The sequence below is a fragment of the Pectobacterium aquaticum genome (genome assembly GCF_003382565.3).
GTDB classification, from domain to species: Bacteria; Pseudomonadota; Gammaproteobacteria; order Enterobacterales; family Enterobacteriaceae; genus Pectobacterium; species Pectobacterium aquaticum.
This window is the reverse complement of record NZ_CP086253.1, coordinates 2,781,383-2,802,094: the sequence shown is the minus strand read 5'-3', so window position 1 is coordinate 2,802,094 and position 20,712 is coordinate 2,781,383. Positions and strand designations below refer to the sequence as shown.

The following is a 20,712-nucleotide window of genomic DNA, read 5'->3' as shown; positions in this document are numbered from 1 at the left end:
CACGTAGTCTATCACATGTGAGCGGTTAAGTTAAATAAACTAAAACGTGAAAAGTAGAATGGTATGAAACCGTGTTCTGGTCTAATCCCATCGGACACTTAATTTTGAGACAGTATGGTCAATAAATTAAGAGGTCTATATGAGTTTAAAAAAATCACATAAGAGTTATCCGCAGGCATTTAAAGATGAAGCCGTCTTGATGGTGCTAAATAGCTTCTCATATTACCGCTCCACTTTAGCCAGCCCATGTTGATTGCCGGGAAACGGTGAGGCGACATTCATAAACTGATTTACTCGTTCAAGTAACTGCCACATATAACGGCACTGATGATTTCTCGTTATGGTTTCATGTAACGACAACCACAGCCGCTCTATCGGATTCAGCCACGGTGAATACGTCGGCAGGAACAACAACCGGAACTTCGTATTTTTTCCCAGCCACTTTTTCACCTTGTGGCTTTTATGAATGATGTAATTATCAACGACCAGCGTAATGGTTTTCGCTCGCCGATATGTCCGCCGTAATGTCTCTAACAGGTTGATAAATAAATCAGAACTCTTGCTACTGCCGCTGACATAATTGACGCGCCCCGTTCCCGCATGCAGCGCGCCGGCCAGATAATGCTTCTGATTCTGTCACGGCGTGACGATGCGTTTCTGTTGCCCTTTGAGCATCCAGTCCGCACCGATTTTCGGGTTCAGGTCGATATCGACTTCATCCTGATAAAACACTGGATGTTCCGTCTGCTCCTGAGCCAGTGCCTGCTCGATGACAAGCTGCTTTTCCTTATAGTGAGGGTCTTTGATTTTTAGCGTCGGCGGTAAGTGTCAAGGTAGTTGTCACCCCTGGTTAAGTTAAGCGGCCTGTGTTTCCCGCTCCGGATTCAGTGTTACCGGACCTTCCGACTGCCAGTTTCTCGTTTTGCCTGACCAGCGCTCCGGGTGCGCTTTCTGTGCCGTCCGGTACAGGTCATCACGCTGCTTCAGCAGGACATTATCTTCGCCACGGTGACGCTGTCCCGGCGTCACATATCGTATCCCGCTGTGACGATGCTCTTCGTTGTACCAGCGGGTAAATTTATCCACCCACTGACGAGCTTCAATCAGCGTTCTGAACCCCGACGACGGCCACTGTGGAACATATTTCAGTGTCCTGAACAACGACTCTGAATATGCGTTATCATTACTGACACGGGGTCTGCTATGAGACGGCGTGATATTTAGCTCATGCAGTTTCATCTGCAGGGTCTGTGATTTCATCGCTGCCCCATTATCTGCGTGCAGTACCAGTGGCTGACGCCAGCATCCCTCACGCATCACACTGCGTTGCATTAACGCTGCTGCCTGTTCGCCACTTTCCGTTTCATGCACTTCGTAACCCGTGATTTTCCGGCTGTACAGGTCGATTATCATATACAGATAAAACCAGCGACCGCGCACTACCGAAGGTAACCAGGTGATGTCCCAGGACCACACCTGGCAAGGCCCGGTTGCCGTGAATGTTGTCGGAACTGATACCTTTTGTTGCCGTATCTGACGCCCCCTGCGATGCACTTCACCTGACCGCCGTAGTATCCGATAAAACGTTGACTCACTGGCAAGATAAAGACCTTTATCAGCCAACCGTGGCACAATTTGGGACGGTGGAAGGCTGGCATATTCCGGTTCATGGCAGACATCCCTTATCCTGCTTTCTTCCTCAGCACTCAGTTGGTTAAGCGGTACCGGCCTTATCGCATCGGGTCGCCGGTCACGGGAAGAACGCTGCCAGCGACGCAAGGTCCGCAGACTCAGATTGACTTCACGACAGGCAATCATCAGCCGTGCGCCCGATGCTACCGCTTCATTGATCCAGATGATGAACTGTTTCCGTTCATCTTCCGGCGTCAGTCGTCCTCGTCGGTTTCCCCGTAGTAGTCCGTGAGCTTTTTTCGCAGTACCAGTATGGCAGCCGCCTCCGCAAGGGCTTTTTCTTTACGGAGAAGCTCTTTCTTTAGCTGTTTGTTTTCTTTCTGACTTTGCTTTAAGGCTGCTTTATCACCGGGATTTTCAGTTTGCATAAACCCCTGTTTCCACTGAACAAGTTGCTCCGGATAAAGTCCTTTTTTACGGCAATATTCTGCTACTTCGGCCTCACTGAGCGTGGCCGTTTCGACTATCACGGCAAAGCGCGCTTCTGGTGACCACTGGTCTGTTGTTTTCTCTGCACCGGGCACGGGTTTTCCCTCTGATTTGGCCTGATTACGCCAGTTATAAAGGGTAGCTTCGGATATTCCTTCCATCTGTGCAACAGCAGCAACGGTCATATTGTAGGGGGGTAGCAGTTTTGCCAGTATGCTGGCTTTTCGTTCAGGGTAAACACGTTTCATTTGTCATTCCATCACCCTCGGTTTCTTTTTCATAGAGGGTGACAACTATGCTGACACTGAGGGGTCGGTGCAGCTCTGCGCCAGACCATGCCTGCCTGTTTCAGATAGCGGTGCAACGTGGAGCGATGAAGCGTCACACCGAAAAGCCGGTTAACGATGCAGGCCAGTAACTCCGTACTCCAGCGCGAACGCAGCCAGCCGAAATCTTTCGGAGAGCGTTGCACCAGCAGCGGCAGAGCCTGAAGGATATCGGCAACCGGCCAGCGTGGGGCGCGTCCGGGCTTTAGGCTTTTTAGTCCTTCAATGCCATGTAAAGTAAACCAATTTATCCATCTTCCGACGGATGAGCGAGCGGCACAGAGCGTGTTGGCAACCTCGGTGACGGTCATACCCCGATGTAGCATCAACATGGCAATAATCCGTCTGGCATGGTTTTTATCATGGGTTTGCTGGGCTTCTTTACGCATCAGTCGTCGTTCTTCATCAGGAATTGCTGCTATGATCGGCATGACTCAGTCCGGTTGGTGGTTTGTGATGTTTGGCGATTGATCAGATCGCTCAACTCGGACTGAGTTCCCTTCCAGTGATCTATTATTCTGAGAAACTATTTAGAATAAATAATGTTATTGATTTGGTTGTTTTAAATCTGAACTTGGCTATATCTTATAGGCTTTTGTGATCAGGGCGTCCGCATGAGTGATCAACATTTAACCATTGACGTTAATCCAGCCATAAGAACTTGCTCCAAGAACACGGGTTTCATCATGCAGCGTTTTTGTTTCATCGGTACGCTAATCTTCGTTGGCTCGGCTCTGAGCATGTTCAGCGCCATGTGCCTTAACCCTGCCAAGTTTTCTGCGGCGTTTTCTCGGTAAATCTGGCAAGCATCCTCTCGCATACTGACATCTAAAATCCAATGCATGGACTCGATACCCCAATGGGCCCGTATCGCATCTCCGGCCTGCTCTGGGGTTAGTTTGGCTGAACTGATGTAGTAGCGGTACTCCAACTCTGGCGCTTTGCCTTTTGCTGCGCGGTAACTTTCGACCATGACTATGCTGGTTAGCCCGAGCCAGGCAGAGAAATCCCCAACCATATCACTGGCATCCAGTACATGGTAAGTGCGTGCCTCCACTCGGCTTTTCTGCTTCTCAACTTGAGATATGCCCCTGTCAATTGGCGCGCGCCGATGTGGGGTAAAAGCGGCCTGTATCGCTGCCGCTAACTTGCCTTGATTGCCCTTAACTGCCAATAAGTAGTCGCCACCTTTGCTCGTAATCGCCTTGGCAATCTTGGTCTGACAGGCCATCGCATCAATTGTCACGATGGCACCTCGCAAGTCCAACATCTGAATCAGCGCGGGTATCGCGGTGATTTCATTGCTTTTAGCATCAGTTTTAAGCTGGCCCAATACGAGTTGGTTGGCGCTGGCATAGGCACTTACCATATGGATGGTGCTTTGCCTGTCGTCTCTGTCATAAGAGCCGCGCAAAGTCTTGCCATCAATAGCGACGACTTCACCACAGGTTAACTTGTGCACGGCTTTCATCCAGGCGAGAAAACAATCGCGGAATTCAGCGGGCTCAATATTTGAAATTAGGCGAGCAAAGGTATCATCAACGGGCACACCTTTTTCAAATAAGCCCTGTTTAAGGAACCAGTCATGATGGCCGAGAACGTACTCACGAATGTCAGTCCAGCCCTGGCCTCCCGCTATCACTGCGCAGATTGAAGCAAACAAAATATCAAACAGTGGGTAATCCACTTTTGCGCTTTGTCGTTCATCGCGGATGATACTGAAATGCGCTTTGATGGTATCTAAATTCATGGTCACTCCTCAAAAGAGGAGCATAAGATCATAGTCGACTCGTCAGGTCAATGTTGACGTCGAATTGTGCAAAAAACGTTCATGATCTTGCCCTGCTTTTGTGATTGACCAATTCCGTTATCTTTTTTTAACCCACGGCAATATCTTTTAATTATATTGAAATATCTCGGTAACCCCTTGTGATTACTCATATTTGTAAATTAAAAATGTTGTTGTTTTTAAGATCTATACATGACTCATCGATAAAGGGTGTGTTTTTGATTCAAAGAAGATTATTTCAAAAGTAGAGTCAGAAAAAAACTCCTTAATATGACTAATGAAAACAGTTTTATTTTCCTCTCTCATTCCAGAAAAAACACTTATGGCTAATTTGCTAATGGAACTTGATTTTATAGCTTGTAAAATATGTTCGTCATATTCTGTATCTAGCCCATGACCAAATACTAGTAAATTCCCACTCAAGTTAATAAATTGATTGTAACAAAAGTTCAAGTAATCATTTTCACGAATTCTTCTTAGTTTTATTTCGGACTTTCCTTCGGAAATGAATAGTGGTATGCTGTTTAAGTCAGTTTCATCAATGATTTCTTTAATTGACGTTTCACCTGTTGCTCTGACTTTTTTAATTATTCCATTTGGTTCAGTCCGCAAATGAATCGCACCATGTAAATAAAAAATAGGTGTTGCACATCCCCATAGATCTGTATTTTTAGGGTCGAATGTGCATCCATCACCCCAAAAGTAATCACAATATCCTGAGAAATTACTGTTCATTATTGACCAGTAAGGAATTAGATCATAATTAGTTGTAAATATTTTCCTATAATTAGATAATGCTTTTTCAATTTTTATTACGTCTACGTTATTATAATCAACATGGGCAATGCGAACAGCTTCTATAAGAGATTTTCTAACATTAAAATACAATGATTTTATTGCATCAACATTCCAGAAATTAACCAAATAAGCATGATAAATGACTTTTAAAACCTCTTCAAAATTAGTTGTTCCAATTTTATCTTCAGAAAATAATTTACGGGCATGAGGATACATTCCCACTTTTTTGTCATCTATAACACTCAGCAACGAATCATACCGAAAGTTAGGGCTAACACCTATACTAAAGCCATTACCTAATAACAAATTATCCCAATTCCACTTCTTAATATTATCCCAATCGTCGATCATAAAATTTCCATTTTTCAGAAAAAACTAAAATCATGCTATAATTTGATGGCTTCTATGGTGCATTGCCTTACTTAGGTCTGACTTGCTTTTTCAGCGGTACGGTAACCGTTACCCTCCCCAATTGAATAATTTTTTAAGATTAACACCTATACCACTAAAATTTGGCTCAAGAATTAATGCATCTGCAAATCTATTTCCATTACCTTTTTTGAGAGTTTTCACAACATCAAATCCAGTTAGCTCTTTTTTTAGTTTAATGTCGTTAAAAATGGAATTTATTAGTCTTATTACATCGTCTGTTGTCTCACAAACCGCTTTTAATGGTATCAGCATCAATTGATCATCAATTTCATCTGCTTTACGGCTTTCATTGTTGTGTTCACGAAAGTATGACGGAGTCAAAGTTGAAATCATTACGGCTGGCAAAACAGATTCACCATCTTCACCATTAATCGAATGCCAAGAAAAAACCTCATTCGCAAAATGTACAGGTTCAATTCCTGAGATTACCATTGATCTTGATTCAGATGCCTTTCTTGCCATATTTGTAAAATTGGCAATCAGAGTGTCAGTTAATGGTTCTTTCCACCCATAATCTAAAACGTAAATGAAGTAGTCCCTTCCATCTACAGTGTTAGGTAAATTTCCCAAATTGTGAACGTGAAGACCCATTTTTACCTCTAACGAAAATAACGTTTACATTTCGCACATAGTCGATCTGATTATGCTCAGAACGGTGAAAATTCTAAGTTCGATTTGAATGATACCCCTGCATTACTAAATAGCTTCGTGTAATAGCACTACACTTGGAAGTGTGCGGCCTCCCGTCAGTGTTGGCCTCGCACGATGAGAAGTGAAGCATCAATGTGCGAAGCTATTTAGCGATTACATTAGCACATCTTTATGCGCTATCCGTGAGCTTGATCAATTTATCTCTTCTGCCCAAACTCAAACGGCCTAACCATCTCGTTGCTGTTAGCATCCAGAAAATCAGCCCACCATTGCAGCATCAGGCGGCGTTGCTCAAGGTGTTTGGCCTTGTGAGTGTAGGCAGCGCGAACGTTGTTCTTTTCCATGTGGCTCATCTGAAGTTCAACCACGTCTTCAGGCCAGATACCCGATTCAATCAACGCACTACACGCCAGCGTTCGGAAACCATGACCACACAAATCGGTTTTTGTGTCATAGCCCATTTTGCGTAGTGCTTTGTTGATGGTGTTTTCACTCATTGGCTTCATCGCATCATAACAGCCCGTCAGGATAAAGCCGTCATCACCGTTAACATCATAGGTGAGGTCTTTTAGTTCTTTCAAAATTGCCAGTGCTTGATCGCATAGAGGAACATAATCCTTTCTGCGCATTTTTGCACCACGGCCTGAATGCTTGATCCCTTTTATGGCTTCACGTTGTTCAGGGATAACCCACAAAGCGCTTTTGAAATCGATCTCTGACCATCGGGCAAAGCGGAGTTCGCTGGAACGCACAAAAATCAGCAGATTGAGTTTTATCGCAAGTAGCGTCAGTCTGCTACGGCCTTTATAGGCTTCCATACGCTCCAGCAGAGTAGGTATCTCTTCCAGTTCGATAGCGGGGCAGTGTTCCGTCTGAGGCTTCTGAACCGCGCCTTCCAAATCATAGGCCGGATTGAAACGGATCATCTTTTGCTGGACGGCATAGCGCATAATGGCAGTGGCGTACTGTTTCACCCGCATAGCGATTTCCAGATAGCCCAGCTTTTCTATCTTTTTGATGGGAACCAGCAGATCGCCTGTATCCAGTTCAGCAATGTCCTTGTTACCGATGTCAGGAAACAGATAGGTTTCAATACGTGTCCAAACAGAACGCTGATAATCTTCCGACCATGTGGTTTTGGTGGCAAACCAGCTTTACCAGTATTTTTACCAGCAAAAGGGTATGGCTTCGAGTGTTTTTTGGTGAACGAGGGTGAACCTAAAGAAGGGGATAACCAATTGATAAAAAGCAAAAAAGCAGACGTCAGTGAACGTCTGCTTTCTTTAAATTTGGCTCCTCTGACTGGGATCGCCTTTGCCAGTAACTGGCTAATATGTAAGCTAAACCTGAAAACTCTCCTTGTCAAGACCACCAGAATGACCACCTTTATCAAAAGTGAAAAATTTGAGTGAAATTATTAAGAAATTACGCCTTGTCCAGCAGCCTATTTGAGTGGAATGATGACGCTAGTCTTCCATGCTTTTGCTATCCTCCGCTCATGTTTTCATGTCGTATAGATAAGGCTTCACCTAATCGTGCTAAAGCGACGATAGCTATACGATCGAGAAGTGCAGGGTCAGCATCAATTTCACAACAGAAAAAGGTTTTTCGATAAAAGTTATTACTGATTTTCGTAAAGTGATTACATTTACTGTCGTGATTTTAATAAAGTATCAAAATTAACCATGCTATCGATCTATTAGTATACGATAGCATGGAGTTGTATTGAATTTAGATATTTATTTACCATCGATAAGAAATGGATTGAAACTTCCTGTAACCACAGATAACCATCGCCAACAGATGTAGTCGAGAATACTATTTTTTAAATCGTCAGATGTCAGTAAACCATGTGCTACTTTGTGCCTGAGGTTTGTGCCCGAAGAATCAGTAAGTAATTGTTCTATTTCAAAAACAAACTCTCTAATGAATATATTGGAAATTTCTGATTTTTTCATAAGGTTTGGTAATGAGAGTTCATCTTGACAGCCTTTATTAGTGGTAACCGTACTGATAGAGCGTTTTTTTAAATGATTCCTGACAAAAGATTCATATTGTGGAGTGAGAATAAATATGGCGGAAGTAATATCTTCTTTAAGCCATCTTTCGAGGCCAGTAAATAAAAAAGGCTTCATTTTTTCAGGTAAAATATTGGATTTCTCTACCAAAACTTTAAGTGTCTCCGTGGTGTTAGAAAATTTTGTAACAATTTTTCTCAGCGAAGCATTGAAGATTGCACCGTATACAGAATAAAATAATGTTGTATATTGAGTGTTTTCCTGATTGTGTGATATTGTCCTCCCATCATCTGATATTGTAATTTTTTTGAAAAATTTTTCAAAAGATTGGTTCGAGTTTTCTTTATCATTAATATAATCTAACGGATGGATGTCTTTAAATTTATACTGACCGAATAATGAGAGGGCTTCACTGGCTGAGTCTGTCCTTTCAATCATTTCGGAAATTTCTTCAATATAATCATTAATCTGCATAGTGACCATTTCACCTTTTATTACTGCGTTCGCTTTTACTCTGTTAATCATTATTTCAACATTATGACTGTTACAGCCAATCTCAGATAAAGCATTTCTGGAACTATTGTTTTTATAGTTTTCAGCAAGAAAACATAATTGAATCTTTAATCCTTCAGTTATATCTCTTTTCTCAAGTGTCTCTATCGACTCGATTAAAAATAAGATGTTTTTTACTATCTTGGCATTTAAAGAAACGATGTTATTTGAACATTCAATTTCTTTATAAATACGACTAGCATGTTCCGAATAAATGTTTACATTTTGCTGCATACTTAATAAAAGTGGCGAGAATTTTTTATTTTCTTGAATTATATTAATCTCTCTTTCAATTAATTTAATAGGAATATCTGAAATCAACTCAGCAAACATAAACTTAGTTTCACGTTCTAACTTTTTATCTATGGACAGTATGCTATACACTTCAAGATATGATATTTTTTTGTTTTTAGTTAACTTTATTAAATCTTTTTTTATTTTTTCCCTGTGAGTGCTAAATTTATCGCCTTTTATATTGCATAATAACATCGCCATTCGGTAAAAAAACAAAGATTCTTCGCTTTCATTATCAACTATCGATTTGTGTGACAAATAACATTCAATTGCCATCAATGAAAATTGATTGTTTTTGCTGAAAAAATAAAGCACATCACAAATATAAGCTTTAACAATTTTTCCTGGGAGGAATGACAATGTTTCTTTTAATAAGTTTATTTCATCTTGAGAAAGTATGCATTCATCTTCCTTCATAGATATTTTGTCAGGATATATGTTTATCCTGTGGTGATGAATTAAAAATGAGAACGTTTTTTTAAATGTAGAAGCAATAATAATTAATGCTTTGTCATCAACCTCTTTAATATAAAATTCAAGTTTCTTAATTGGTGTGAAGTCTAATTTGTGATTGATGTTTATGATGGAGTAATCGAATCTATCGATAGCATTTGAAATGGAATGATTATTGTTCATGAGTACTATCCTTATGCGAAAAATTTATCTTAAAATCTAACTTTCAAACTCAAAGATGGTATTACAAGCCGTAAGATGTTTATGCGGTTCAGCTGGATTAAACACCATCACAGGATCAACGATCGTCAATGCGTCGTTTTTCTTCCTAAGGACACTTAATAGCTCCGACAACAATGTAAGGGAAGGCGAAGGATCTGATATATAACCTCTCTCTTCGTGATAAACATTATATATCGTCACTTTACGCTCCTAAGCAGCGGGCAATCCAAGCTTGTCGAAGAATGCTCGATTACGTTCTTTGGCCGCTTTCACTAACTGGTCAAAACTAATTACTTCAATATAGGCATGAGAAGGTTCATTATAACCGAAATAGCCCATGCCATCAGATGTGATCCGCAGATTGGCTCTACGGCAGCGCCGGTGCATGGATTCAGTGAGGTCACTCAGCACATAACAATAGCCAGGTATATCATTGTTGCCCGGAATCGGGCGACCTGATTTTGTAGTTACTTTGCCCTCACGTATCCGATCTAAATAACTGAGTGCCTGATCAATAGGGTCTTTTTCTTCACCTTCTCGCATATCATTACGCATGGGGCGTTTGATTTCGATAACGGTAATGGCTGCAAGTGGGAAGTTGCTCTGGTCGTTAACAAGAAGTGGATTATCGAATACTCTTAGGCTGAGCAAGTCTGGCTCTTTTGTTGAGTCATTACCAGTGATTGGCATCGAATTGAGCGTTTTATCAGAAGCCAAATAGTTATGAAATGCCAAGCGCTCATCGATTAGCCAAAGGTTACAAGAGTCTAGGAAAACCTCGACGGAATCCTTGCGCATAGGCATGATTAGTTCGTGAATCATATCTTCACGGGCGTACTTTCCGTCCTCTAGTCGCTCAATAGATTTTTGTAACAGGTCGATAATAACCTTGCGGTGTGAAACGTAATTGGCAAGATCTGATTTTTTAATGTCTCCTGCTTTGCGTAGGTAGTCGCCTAACCGTTCTTTATATTCTTCTACATGCTCCTTATTCTGAGGCAGCATGATGTCATGGCCTTCGCTCACCAACTGACGCTCCACCTCATACCACTGAGCATGCAGATGTAACTCCAGCTCTTTGTCTGATTTTTCTGGGTCAACGATCAAAAATTCTTCTGCAACATAATTGGCAATGGGGCGATAGCGTGGAGCATGATTGTTGATAAAATCATCCACTCGTCTGCGGCCAGCCGACACGTTTTCTGCCAGAACATCTTGCAGGTACTCTTTGGTACGAATCAACACGGCTTCTCTAATGTCTTTAAAGCTTACTTCGTTGAGCATGTCCTCAACATCTTCAGCAATATCAAACGATGTACGCTCACTACGCACATGTTGGTTCAGGTAGTCGGAGGATATGTAGCATGTATAAGTAAACTCACCTGAAACGTCAGAAATTTTTCCGTACAGTCCAGGAATTTTTCCTTGAATGGACTCTTCTTTAACCAGCCGATTAGCTGCGCAGAGTGCCAGTTGGTGTTTTTTATTAACGGACGCACGAAATTTGATATGAGTTAATTCGAATTGGTAGCCACGAATTGTAATTGTTTCGAGAAAGGCGCTGGCATGCATATGCTCTTGGAGCAAAAGATCTAGGTCAAACACTTCGTCCGCGTCTTCTAGAAGTATCTTGGATGCGCTTCCCTGTCGTACGAAATACCATAGAACATGTTCCAGCAACTGATTGGCTATGGACTGGCCTTTTGCAGGAACCTGCTTTCGAAAGTTTTCATCAAAATCAAGCAGTTTTATAATAGTGCCAGGTTTTTGGTATGTGGCTTCTAAAACCGTTTCACCGTGGACTCCCGATTTATCGTCGAAGCGGAATATGCGTTTTTTAAGCCCACCATCAACATCGAAAAAGTGGCTTTCCACTTCGACCAGACCAAACACTTTGAGCCACATCAGGCGGCCAACACCCCTGCACCCCTTGTCAATTTTGTGGTCAGAATCTAGGGTTTCAAATGATTTAAAGTTGGCTTCGTCAAAACCACAGCCATTATCAATTATAGTGAAGCCGATGATTGGCGATTGGGATTTTGCGTCTAAATCTAGGCTGCCTTGAGTGGTGCGATTGATGCGAAGAACAATCTTTCCGTCAGTGGTATTATTAGTCTCCTCAATAGAATGAATGGAGTTTACCACCGCCTCAAATACTGGCATTAGGCCGTGACTTTTAGGTAATGAAGTATTTCGTAAGCGGCCTTTTAAATTTGTTTGTAGGCTCACGGCGCAGCCTCCTCTTTTTCATCGCTATTGTCGAGAAACTCGTGCAGTTGCTTTAACTTGAGTAAGAGCTCATCAAATGTGGTGATTTGTACGTTCTTCGAATTACGCCGGTACATCTCAAAAGACTTCTTCTCGTCTTCATCACTCGGCATCGTGCCAATTACTAAAATACAGTGAACAGCATATGATTCAATGTCATAAATTCGATTATTATTTTTAATCGTGGCGATATTTTTCTGTAGCTGATAACACTGATCGAGTATTTGTGTTACAGAGCCGGTAAGTTCTATGGAAGCGCAGTATACTGAACCTCGATAGGGGTTTTGTTCAGTAACGCGGAAGAAGGTTTTTTGATTTCAATGAGAGCTAAGTTGTTTGTTATACCATTTTTTATTAGATAGTCCGTGATTTTTTCGCCATCCCCAGTCAAACGTTTGCCGCCAACACTTGCTTGGTCTGATATTTTTATTGCCGGGTAGCCGAAAGCAAGACTCAAGATGAATGGGTTCTGATTGAAGAGCTTCTGCCAGGTATCTTCTTTAGTCTTTTTGCTTAGCAAGTCTTCATAAGAACCAATCAAACGCTCTAACGAGACCAACTCGATATCATTTTTCAACTTGGCCAAGGTGAGTGAGTCGGTTTGTTTTACAACTGATTTGTCTTCCGTGACCATACTCATAGCTGCTTGCTTATCAGTATCCGTTATCTTGATCCGAAGCATCTTGCTAATGGCGTCATTATCTGTAGGCAATGTTTTTTGCACGTTTCCCAAACGATGGGCGATATGGTTGTAAGCGGCGGTTGCTTTTGTCATACGGGCAACTTTCCTTGCTCTTTCTGTAATGCGGTTACAAGCACGGCGCATTTCATCATAATCATTTAAGTTAAGAACAAAACATTCATAATCAGTATCACCCGTTTCCGTCATATTAATCAGAAGGCATTGGTGATCCGTATGCTCTTCAATAGCTGAAATTATCGTACGATATTCTTTTGTCAATCCTAGACCATAGCGAATGTCTTTGATAAAACCTGCGGGCAAAAATTGTAAGCATTCAGATACCTCGCCTTTTGTATAGGGTGCAGAGTCAAGGTTAACTTCAATACCAATTTCATTTATTTGGTCATACTTCTGGTTTAAGTAGCTCGGATGGGTGGTCAAGGTATATATGGGGAAAATCGAGATAAATCCATCCTGACCGCTAAATAGAGCAATCTTTCTTTTATACTTACTGGGATCAGCCGAGTCTATTCCTGCTTCTTCAAGCTCACTTATACTCGGAAGATAGAATACTTCCGTGCAGTTAGGGAATATTTCTTCAATCTCAATATTCAGATCTTCAGGGCTGAAATATTCTGGTAATAGCTTGGCCATATTCCCTCCTTAGAGCTCGCCTTTGAAAGCAGAATCGAGAATTGATGCTTTTAAGCTTGCTAAATAAGTCAATTTTCCATCTAGTTCTTTACTTACTTCGTCAGTCTTCTCAACCAAAGTATCAAGAGATTTACACATAGACACTTGTTCATCTAATGGTGGTAAATGGAACTCAAAGCTAAATAAATGGTTGCGGTTGACTTTTGGCATTCCGGCTCGGCTGGAGCCTTCTATTGCATATTGAGTAAATTGTTCAGATAACAGAAGATAGAACAAAAAATCTCTCGTCATCTTTTCCCTAACAGGTGTGAGCGGATAAATATCTGCACTACAAATACCAGATATGATTGGTCTAGCGACTTTCATTAAATAAGGTCGGATCTTGTTATACAAAATCATACTTGTATCAAAAGGAAATTTTCCTGAAATAAGCTTCTCTTCTCTTGCTGTCTTTACGTTTATTAGTGAGCCGCTAAACTGTGTGATGTTAGCCCCACCAACATGGAACATATCTAAGTACTGTTCTTCCTTTGGGTCGCATAGTTTTGAGGTAATTTGGCAAACATCATTCAATCTAACCCATTCCCAATTCTCACGCTGGGTCAGCATTGAGTTCAAAGAGCTTTTCAACAGGGTATCAGCCAGTGCGATGCTTTCCTGCAAATGCTCAATGGTGGTGTCGATCCGGGTGAGTAGTGCATCAAGTTTCTCGACGATGAATTTTTGTTCTGAAATCGGAGCTACTGGTACTGGAGTGCTCTTTAGTTTTTTAATATTTGTTCGAGTAATTGCTGCACCAGAAATATCTCCCAAGAGAAAGTTCTGCCCAACATGTGACTGGAGGTAATAGTTCAAGTATTTAGGCAAAATGATTGAACGTTTTTGCTTGATTAATGCAACACTAGACAAGAGAGAAAACGGCTCATCTAATTCGTTTAGGCAGCACATTCCAGTCATCGCACCATCTTTTGTTAATAACTGATCTTCAACTTCAGGGGCGCATCTTGCGTAAATTTCATTGTGAATTTCTTGATCAATATATGAGATATCATCCAGCTTCATTCCTTTTTTTTTGATATTCTTGGATGTAACGTATTTGAATCTGCCTGGTTCCCATTCTGAGTATTGAACCTTAGGGCTGTGATGGGTTCCGTCAGTAATCTTTTCAGATACGTCATCAAGGGTTTTCCAGAACCAGTTTTTAGGTAGCAAATATTGTAGCTGTTCCATGTTTACTTACCCGCCAAAAGATCTTCAATTTCATCTAAAAAACTAGATACCAGCTTTTCTTTTATGCGAATTTTTTTAAGGATATCGCTTGGCGCTAAGTGCTCGGCATCTTTCTGTTTGGCTGGATTTTTGGCAGATAAGTCATAATCTTCAGCCAACTTGCTGGCTGAAACCGTCCATGAATACTCTGTGGTTTCTCGGCTGCTATACAGCGCAACAAACTCTTTTAAGTGGTTGTCGGTGATGGGTTTGTTTTTGGTGAGTTTTTGTTCTGGCTCACATTCGTAGTACCAAACATCACTGGTACCGCCGCTTCGTTCAAAAAATAGCACGTTGGTTTTTACGCCGGAATACGGCAAAAAAACCCCAGCAGGCAAGCTTAAAATGGTGTGCAGGTTAAAGTTTTCCAGCAACTCTTGTTTAACCTGTTTAAAAGCGCTGTTGGTTTGGAATAGCACACCTTCTGGCACCACAATCGCTGTTTTGCCGCCGCTTTTCAGGGTTTTCATAAAGTGCTGTAAAAACAGCAACTCAGTGGCATTGCTCTGAATGGGAAAGTTTTGCTGAATTTGTGACTTTTCTTTGCCGCCAAACGGCGGGTTTGCCAGAATAATGTTGTAACGGTCTTTTTCCTGAATCTCGCGAATATTCTGGGTCAGGGTATTACCGCGGAACAGATTGGGCGACTCGATACCATGCAGGATCATGTTCATCATGCCCATGACATAAGCCAGCGAGGTCTTTTCATAGCCGAAGAAAGTATCGCGCTGAATGAAATCCCATTGCTCGGTGGAGAGTTCATTCTTTTTGCTCTTCAGGTGCTCAAAGGCTTCAACCAAAAAACCGCATGAACCTGCCGCCGCGTCGTAAATACTCTCACCGGGCTTGGGGTCTATCACCTGCACCATAGCTCGCACTACAGGGCGAGGGGTGTAAAATTCACCCGCATAGCCACCAGCATCGCCCATGTTTTGCAACAAGCCTTCGTAGACCAATGAGAGCTCGAATAAATCGGACTCAGACTGGAAGTTCAGACTATCCACAATGTCCAGCACTTCGCGCAGGGTATGACCAGAGGCCACTTTGTTATCCAGATATTGAAATATCGCGCCAATTTTGTAGGTGAACGACTTTGGGTTTACGCTATTTACTGTTACGTTGGCAAAGCTTTTCAGGTAAGGGAAAAGCTGACTGTTCACATAATCGGTAAGGTCATCTCCTGTTTTGGCGCGCGCCAAATCCAGCTTGCCATCGGCAGTCTTGGGGCAAGCCCAGGTTGTCCAGCGGTGTTCCTCATCCAGTACGGGTTGATAGCCTTTGCCGGACAATACTGCTTCGTCTTCTTTTTCGGACTCGTAATCATCGAGAAACTTTAGGAACAATACCCAAGAGGTTTGTTCTGTGTAATGCATGGCACCGCTGATACCATCGTCACGGCGCAGAATGTCGGTAATGCGGCCAATTTTTTGTTGTAGTGACATGTTTAAAGTTTTCCGATAATAAAATTGTACATATTAGTGATGTCTTCGCTGATTTCGGCAGGCGGAATCAGATCGATATAGGCTTGTAGTTTTTCAGGATCTAAACCTTCGCCGTTGGTATTAATTAGCGGGTTAATGGTATCTTTAACGTTGAGCCTGCGAATATCGTCGTTATCACTAGGGCTATTGGGCTGTAGATGATTGCGCAGAGCAATATCACCATTGTTAATTTGACTGAGAAGATTGTGATGCGCCAAAGCAGTGTATGAGAGTAAATAGTTTTTGATTTCTCTGCGCTTCCACGCAAGTAAATATGGTGCCACCCTCATTCTTTGCGGCCACTGAACTGCATTGAGCAAGTCACGGTATATTTGCCCGTTCACTTGTACACCATTGGTCGCGTTCCAATCCAATACTGCCTCATCCCGATCGCAAATCATAAATATTTTGGTTGTGAGCAGAGGAGACTCTATCTTGCTCAGACTATGTAGCCAATCGATCTTACGTTTGCCAAAGGTCTCGCTTGCTGTTGTATAGCTTGAAGACTTTTTCATGGCATACACTGTGGATAGCCGGTCTATATCTAAGCCTGCATGTGCTGCAAGTTTGGTAAAGATAACCCAATCGTTGTAGTCATCTAACAACGCTATATTTGGTAGCTTGCCACATACCTCAAACTCAACGGATTTTGCGCGTGAAAGTACACTCAGGCGATTGATCAACTGTTTGATCTTGTTGTCTTCGCTGATCCGTCCTTTTTCCACGACTTTCAGGTGCTCAATACGATTCTCTTTTGCCGAAATAGAATCGAGCAAGTGTGTTGTGGTGATTGCATGACCTCTTATGCTGTGCAGAAGCGCCCAAAGTTTTTCGACATTTTTATAGTGAAGATGAGAGTCTGCTTCGTCAAACAAGTACAATGTGCTGTCAGAGTCAAAGAGGTCAATTAGCGCATACAAAAACAGGAGTTGGTATTCGCCATCGCTAAATTGATCCAACTCAAGATTGTTGTTGAATAGGAGTTGGCAACGTGCCTTATCGATAAAGTAGTTGTTATCGGCTGCTTGAGTAAAAAAAGCCACTTCCGGGTCCCAATTAGTAACCATGGCTTGGGGATTAGGCTGACCAGCTTCAACTTCATCATCTCCGGCCTGAATTTGCCTTGGGTAGTCGAAGGAAACTCGGATTAACCCATTGGCTGTGAGATTAACGGTTCGCTTTCTTAGAGGTTCCTCAAACTCATATTCACGAGATATTAGGTTGGTAATAAAGCTTTCCAGGGAGCGAAAGTATGGCGTTCCACGTAGTGTATCGGCTTCACCGCTTTCTTCACGCTTAAGCGCATCCTGCACACGTACGATGTAGTTTTTATCAACTTTAAAGGCACATTTGAAGATTGTGCTGATATCGTCTTTATCTGGCGACTCGTTAACATAATCATGTTCAACCAGAAAAGAGCGTACCTTGCCATTGCGTTTGATAGCGGTAGCTAAAAAGATCAGCAGCTTTGACCATGATTTGTCGAAATAGAAGCAGTCAAGATTGAGGCCGCGCCCCGCATGCCTTTCTCTTTTTAAATAGGCACTAAACTTTGCGGAGTAGTTCTCATTCTGTCCGGAGGAGAAGCACACGATCTTAAGGTTTTCGTGGTCTCGGCCTGTTAACCGTTGTTCAAATACTGACTGTAAGATACTGGATTTACCAGAGCCGTTCTCACCAATCAGCGTCGCTACTTTATCAATGCGTAGTATCTGTGCTTGCTGATGTAATGGGTTAGGCTTTAAGTTCAGTTCCATTGGTTAGCTCACTTGGTAAAGCTGGTGTTGTAGTTGTTTGAATGCGGCGAGTAATTGCGCAGGTTTGCCGCCAAATGCCATGGAAGCATCTTTGGTAGTGCCGAGGCCGGAGAGTTCAATTAGTGCTGGCAGGGACTTGCGTGCCAACTCTGTAGTGCCGGCTTGTTCATAGCGTTTCAGGACAAAATGCAGGAATTGCTTGGCCTTTTCCTCTTTGTATTGATCAAAGAAGGCGTTATTAGTCCGTACAGCCTCAGCTCTGGATCTGCGTGTAGCCATGGGTTGTTCAAACGCTAAAAATGCTAGTAGATCGAATATGTCGCAGTCGTCGGCCTCGAACATGCGACGCAGAGCGGATAGCTGCTCTTTGTCAAAGCCACCTTGTATCAGTTTGGCCAGCAGTTGTTCGCGTAGGTCTGGATCTGACCAGATGTCTCTGAGTTCATCGACACTTTTGAATAGTCCTGGCAATTGTTGAATTAGCCGTTCAACAAACTCCTGAATCGAGAGAGGCTTACCGTTCTCGTCGATATAGCGGGTTTCTATATCGATGACTTTGATCTCACGGTGCTTACCGAGTTTTACTTTCAGTCGTGGGTGTGGCTCGCTTGGCTCAGATTCTGGCCTGTCTCCGCCTTCTGGTGGCTCGGGTGAATAGGGCGGCGGCGTAGGTTCTCTGGTTCCGCCTGGCTCGGGAGCTTGGGGCTCGCCATCCCATTCTTTGTCATAGAAGTTATTAGTCGCACCACGAAAATCCACGATGGTGAAGTAGTCTTTACCGTCGAACACACGGGTACCACGACCTACAATCTGTTTGAACTCCACCATTGAGTCTATGGTTCGATCCAACACTACGTTGCGTACGTTACGGGCATCAACGCCGGTAGTGAGCATTTGTGATGAGGTAATAATAGTAGGGATGTTTTTGTCGTTATCCTGAAATCTTTCCAGTAGTTCGCGACCGACCTTGCCTTCGTCACTGGTGACTCGTACACAGTAATGCGGGTCTTTAACTGCTTTGTATTTGTTGATCATGTCGCGCATGGTTAGCGCATGATTTTGATTCTCACAGAAGACAATAGTTTTATCCAGCGGGTTGATGTTTTGCAAAATAGCTTTTGCAACCAGCTCAGTGCGTTCATCTACAATGATTTTGCAGTCGTAGTCTTCGACCTGATACAAATCTTGACCAGATTCACCTTCGACGATGAAATCATCTTTGGTGAGCACTAATTCATCCAGATTGGTTCTAATGCGCTTAACCCGGTATGGCGTTAGAAAACCGTCGTTGATACCGTCTTTGAGTGAATACATATAGGCGGGCTGGCCAAAGTATTCATAGGTGTCCACATTGTCCGTGCGTTTTGGTGTGGCCGTCAAACCCAAATGCACGGCGCTACTGAAGTGATCAAGAATGGCTCGCCAGGAACCTGCTTCATTGGCAGCACCTCGGTGACATTCATCAATCAATACCAAGTCAAAGAAATCTTTGGGATAAGCTTTATAGTAGCCATCAATGTTTTCCCGTTCCGAAATCGCCTGATAGATCGCAAAAAAGATGTGCGCATTGGTAGGCACCACGCCATTGCGCTTGCGGATTTCCTCACCATTGATTTTGATCAGGTCTTTTTCATAGGGATTGAAGGTGTTAATGGCCTGATCTGCCAGTATGTTACGGTCGGCCAGAAACAGAACACGCGGTCTGCGTGAACCGGGTTTTTCGCGGTTCCAGCGAGCCTGAAATACTTTGTGAACGATTTGAAAGGCAATGAATGTTTTACCAGTGCCAGTAGCGAGTGTGAGCAAGATTCGGGATTTGCCCTCACCGATTGCATCTGTAGCGGAATGGACTGCCAGTTCCTGATAATAACGCGCTTGCATTGCCCCTTCCAAGTGAAACGGGATGTTTCTTAGTTCTTTACTTAAACCCGTCGTTTCACCGACATAGCGTTTTTCCAGCTCGACAGGTGTTGGGTAGAACTCAATGTAGCCGCCTTTGCCTGTTTCCAGATCGAATTCGTAGGTTTGCTTACCGTTGCTTGAATAGACGAAGCGAACACAAAGCTTTTTCGCATAGTCGATGGCTTGTTGCAGGCCTTTCGTTGGATGCTCGGATTCTTTTTTAGCTTCCACGACGGCTAGATAGCGATTGTCCTTATGAAGCAGATAATCCACAAAACAACGCCGCCCACGCACACCACCTGACAACTTTCTACCGTCGGTGAAGTAATGCTCCCGAATGATATTGCTTGGTTGCCAGTCCGCTGCACCCAAGGCTGGATCGATATAGTTTGCACGGGTATCTGCTTCAGATGTCATCAGGCCATTCCTTAGTCATTTGTGCTCGGCACCAATTCCAATAGCTCACCAACAGTGCAATCGAATAGTACGCAGATCTGCTTAATGGCATTTAGATCTACCTTCTGTGCCGTCTCTTTATAGAGCAAGGTCACTGTGGCGCGGCTGAGCCCAGTTTCCCTGGCAACGTCTGCAATGCGCAATTTGTGTTCGCCCATCATTCGGGCGAGGTGGCAGCGGATCATGGCTGTGACTCTGGGTATAGGGGTAGCCCAAGATAATACCATGACTTACTGATTTAAAGAGCATTTTGTGAGTTGGAGTTGAATTTTATAGTTCAAACTGCATTTTGGTGCATGGTGCTGATTTAGATGCACATCATATTGGTCTTACCAAGGATAGTGGACATGCAATTAGGTGACTTATCGTTTTGGGGGAAGGTCATACTGCCAGCTCAGGTCTAAGCTAATAACAGCTATTCAAACCCCAAAACCATTTCACCGCTGCGGCCTAAGGGGCGCTATGCCCGGCTATGCAGGGTCAGTTTTTTCTCCCGTGTGTTTTCCGTTCCTCGTATCAGCTTGCGGTTAATCGTTTCCCAGCACAACCCATCCCGCAAGGGTAAATGGCACGCATTCTGCGCCCTT

General features: G+C 43.0%; 11 protein-coding genes and 4 pseudogenes. All 15 read right to left on the bottom strand.

Features of this window, described 5'->3' with window-relative positions:
- Positions 1-222: 222 nt before the first annotated feature.
- Positions 223-819 (bottom strand): annotated as a pseudogene (locus DMB82_RS13095) (IS630 family transposase); the annotation flags it as partial.
- Between the two features lie 36 nt (positions 820-855).
- Positions 856-2,369 (bottom strand): IS3 family transposase gene (locus tag DMB82_RS13090; protein ID WP_116156697.1). Its coding sequence is split into 2 segments (ribosomal slippage): positions 856-1,916 and positions 1,916-2,369, totalling 1,515 coding nucleotides; the frame shifts between segments, so codons are not numbered across the junction.
- A 62-nt stretch (positions 2,370-2,431) separates the two neighbouring features.
- Positions 2,432-2,878: pseudogene (locus DMB82_RS13085) on the bottom strand (helix-turn-helix domain-containing protein); the annotation flags it as partial.
- A gap of 191 nt (positions 2,879-3,069) precedes the next feature.
- Entirely contained in the window at positions 3,070-4,197 is a 1,128-nt protein-coding gene (locus DMB82_RS13080) for an ISAs1 family transposase (protein WP_102119602.1), read from the bottom strand.
- A 225-nt stretch (positions 4,198-4,422) separates the two neighbouring features.
- Complete coding sequence (locus DMB82_RS13075; protein WP_116165012.1) at positions 4,423-5,385, bottom strand: DUF4917 family protein; 963 nt, start codon at positions 5,383-5,385, stop codon at positions 4,423-4,425.
- Positions 5,386-5,493: 108 nt separating this feature from the next.
- Positions 5,494-6,057, bottom strand: a complete 564-nt coding sequence (locus tag DMB82_RS13070) for a hypothetical protein (protein WP_116165014.1) — start codon at positions 6,055-6,057, stop codon at positions 5,494-5,496.
- Between the two features lie 257 nt (positions 6,058-6,314).
- Positions 6,315-7,271 (bottom strand): annotated as a pseudogene (locus tag DMB82_RS13065) (tyrosine-type recombinase/integrase); the annotation flags it as partial.
- A gap of 585 nt (positions 7,272-7,856) precedes the next feature.
- A complete protein-coding gene (locus DMB82_RS13060; protein ID WP_116165016.1) occupies positions 7,857-9,617 on the bottom strand; it encodes a DUF4209 domain-containing protein in 1,761 nt (586 codons plus the stop codon).
- 249 nt (positions 9,618-9,866) lie between these two features.
- Positions 9,867-11,885 carry an ATP-binding protein gene (locus DMB82_RS13055; RefSeq protein WP_116165018.1) on the bottom strand — a complete coding sequence of 673 codons (2,019 nt, stop codon included), beginning with the start codon at positions 11,883-11,885 and terminating at the stop codon, positions 9,867-9,869.
- Positions 11,882-12,558, bottom strand: a pseudogene (locus DMB82_RS13050) (Shedu immune nuclease family protein). The gene DMB82_RS13055 and the pseudogene DMB82_RS13050 overlap by 4 nt, the downstream one beginning before the upstream one ends.
- 711 nt (positions 12,559-13,269) lie before the next feature.
- Positions 13,270-14,490 (bottom strand): restriction endonuclease subunit S, encoded by a 1,221-nt coding sequence (locus tag DMB82_RS13045; RefSeq protein WP_116165020.1) that lies wholly within the window; start codon positions 14,488-14,490, stop codon positions 13,270-13,272.
- A 2-nt stretch (positions 14,491-14,492) separates the two neighbouring features.
- Positions 14,493-15,971 carry a class I SAM-dependent DNA methyltransferase gene (locus DMB82_RS13040; RefSeq protein ID WP_116165022.1) on the bottom strand — a complete coding sequence of 493 codons (1,479 nt, stop codon included), beginning with the start codon at positions 15,969-15,971 and terminating at the stop codon, positions 14,493-14,495.
- A gap of 2 nt (positions 15,972-15,973) precedes the next feature.
- Positions 15,974-17,767, bottom strand: coding sequence for an AAA family ATPase (locus DMB82_RS13035; RefSeq protein WP_116165024.1), 1,794 nt, complete (start codon positions 17,765-17,767; stop codon positions 15,974-15,976).
- A 3-nt stretch (positions 17,768-17,770) separates the two neighbouring features.
- Positions 17,771-20,086 (bottom strand): EcoAI/FtnUII family type I restriction enzme subunit R, encoded by a 2,316-nt coding sequence (gene hsdR / locus DMB82_RS13030; RefSeq protein ID WP_116165026.1) that lies wholly within the window; start codon positions 20,084-20,086, stop codon positions 17,771-17,773.
- Positions 20,087-20,097: 11 nt separating this feature from the next.
- Positions 20,098-20,283 (bottom strand): helix-turn-helix domain-containing protein, encoded by a 186-nt coding sequence (locus DMB82_RS13025; RefSeq protein WP_478212267.1) that lies wholly within the window; start codon positions 20,281-20,283, stop codon positions 20,098-20,100.
- Positions 20,284-20,712 lie beyond the last annotated feature (429 nt).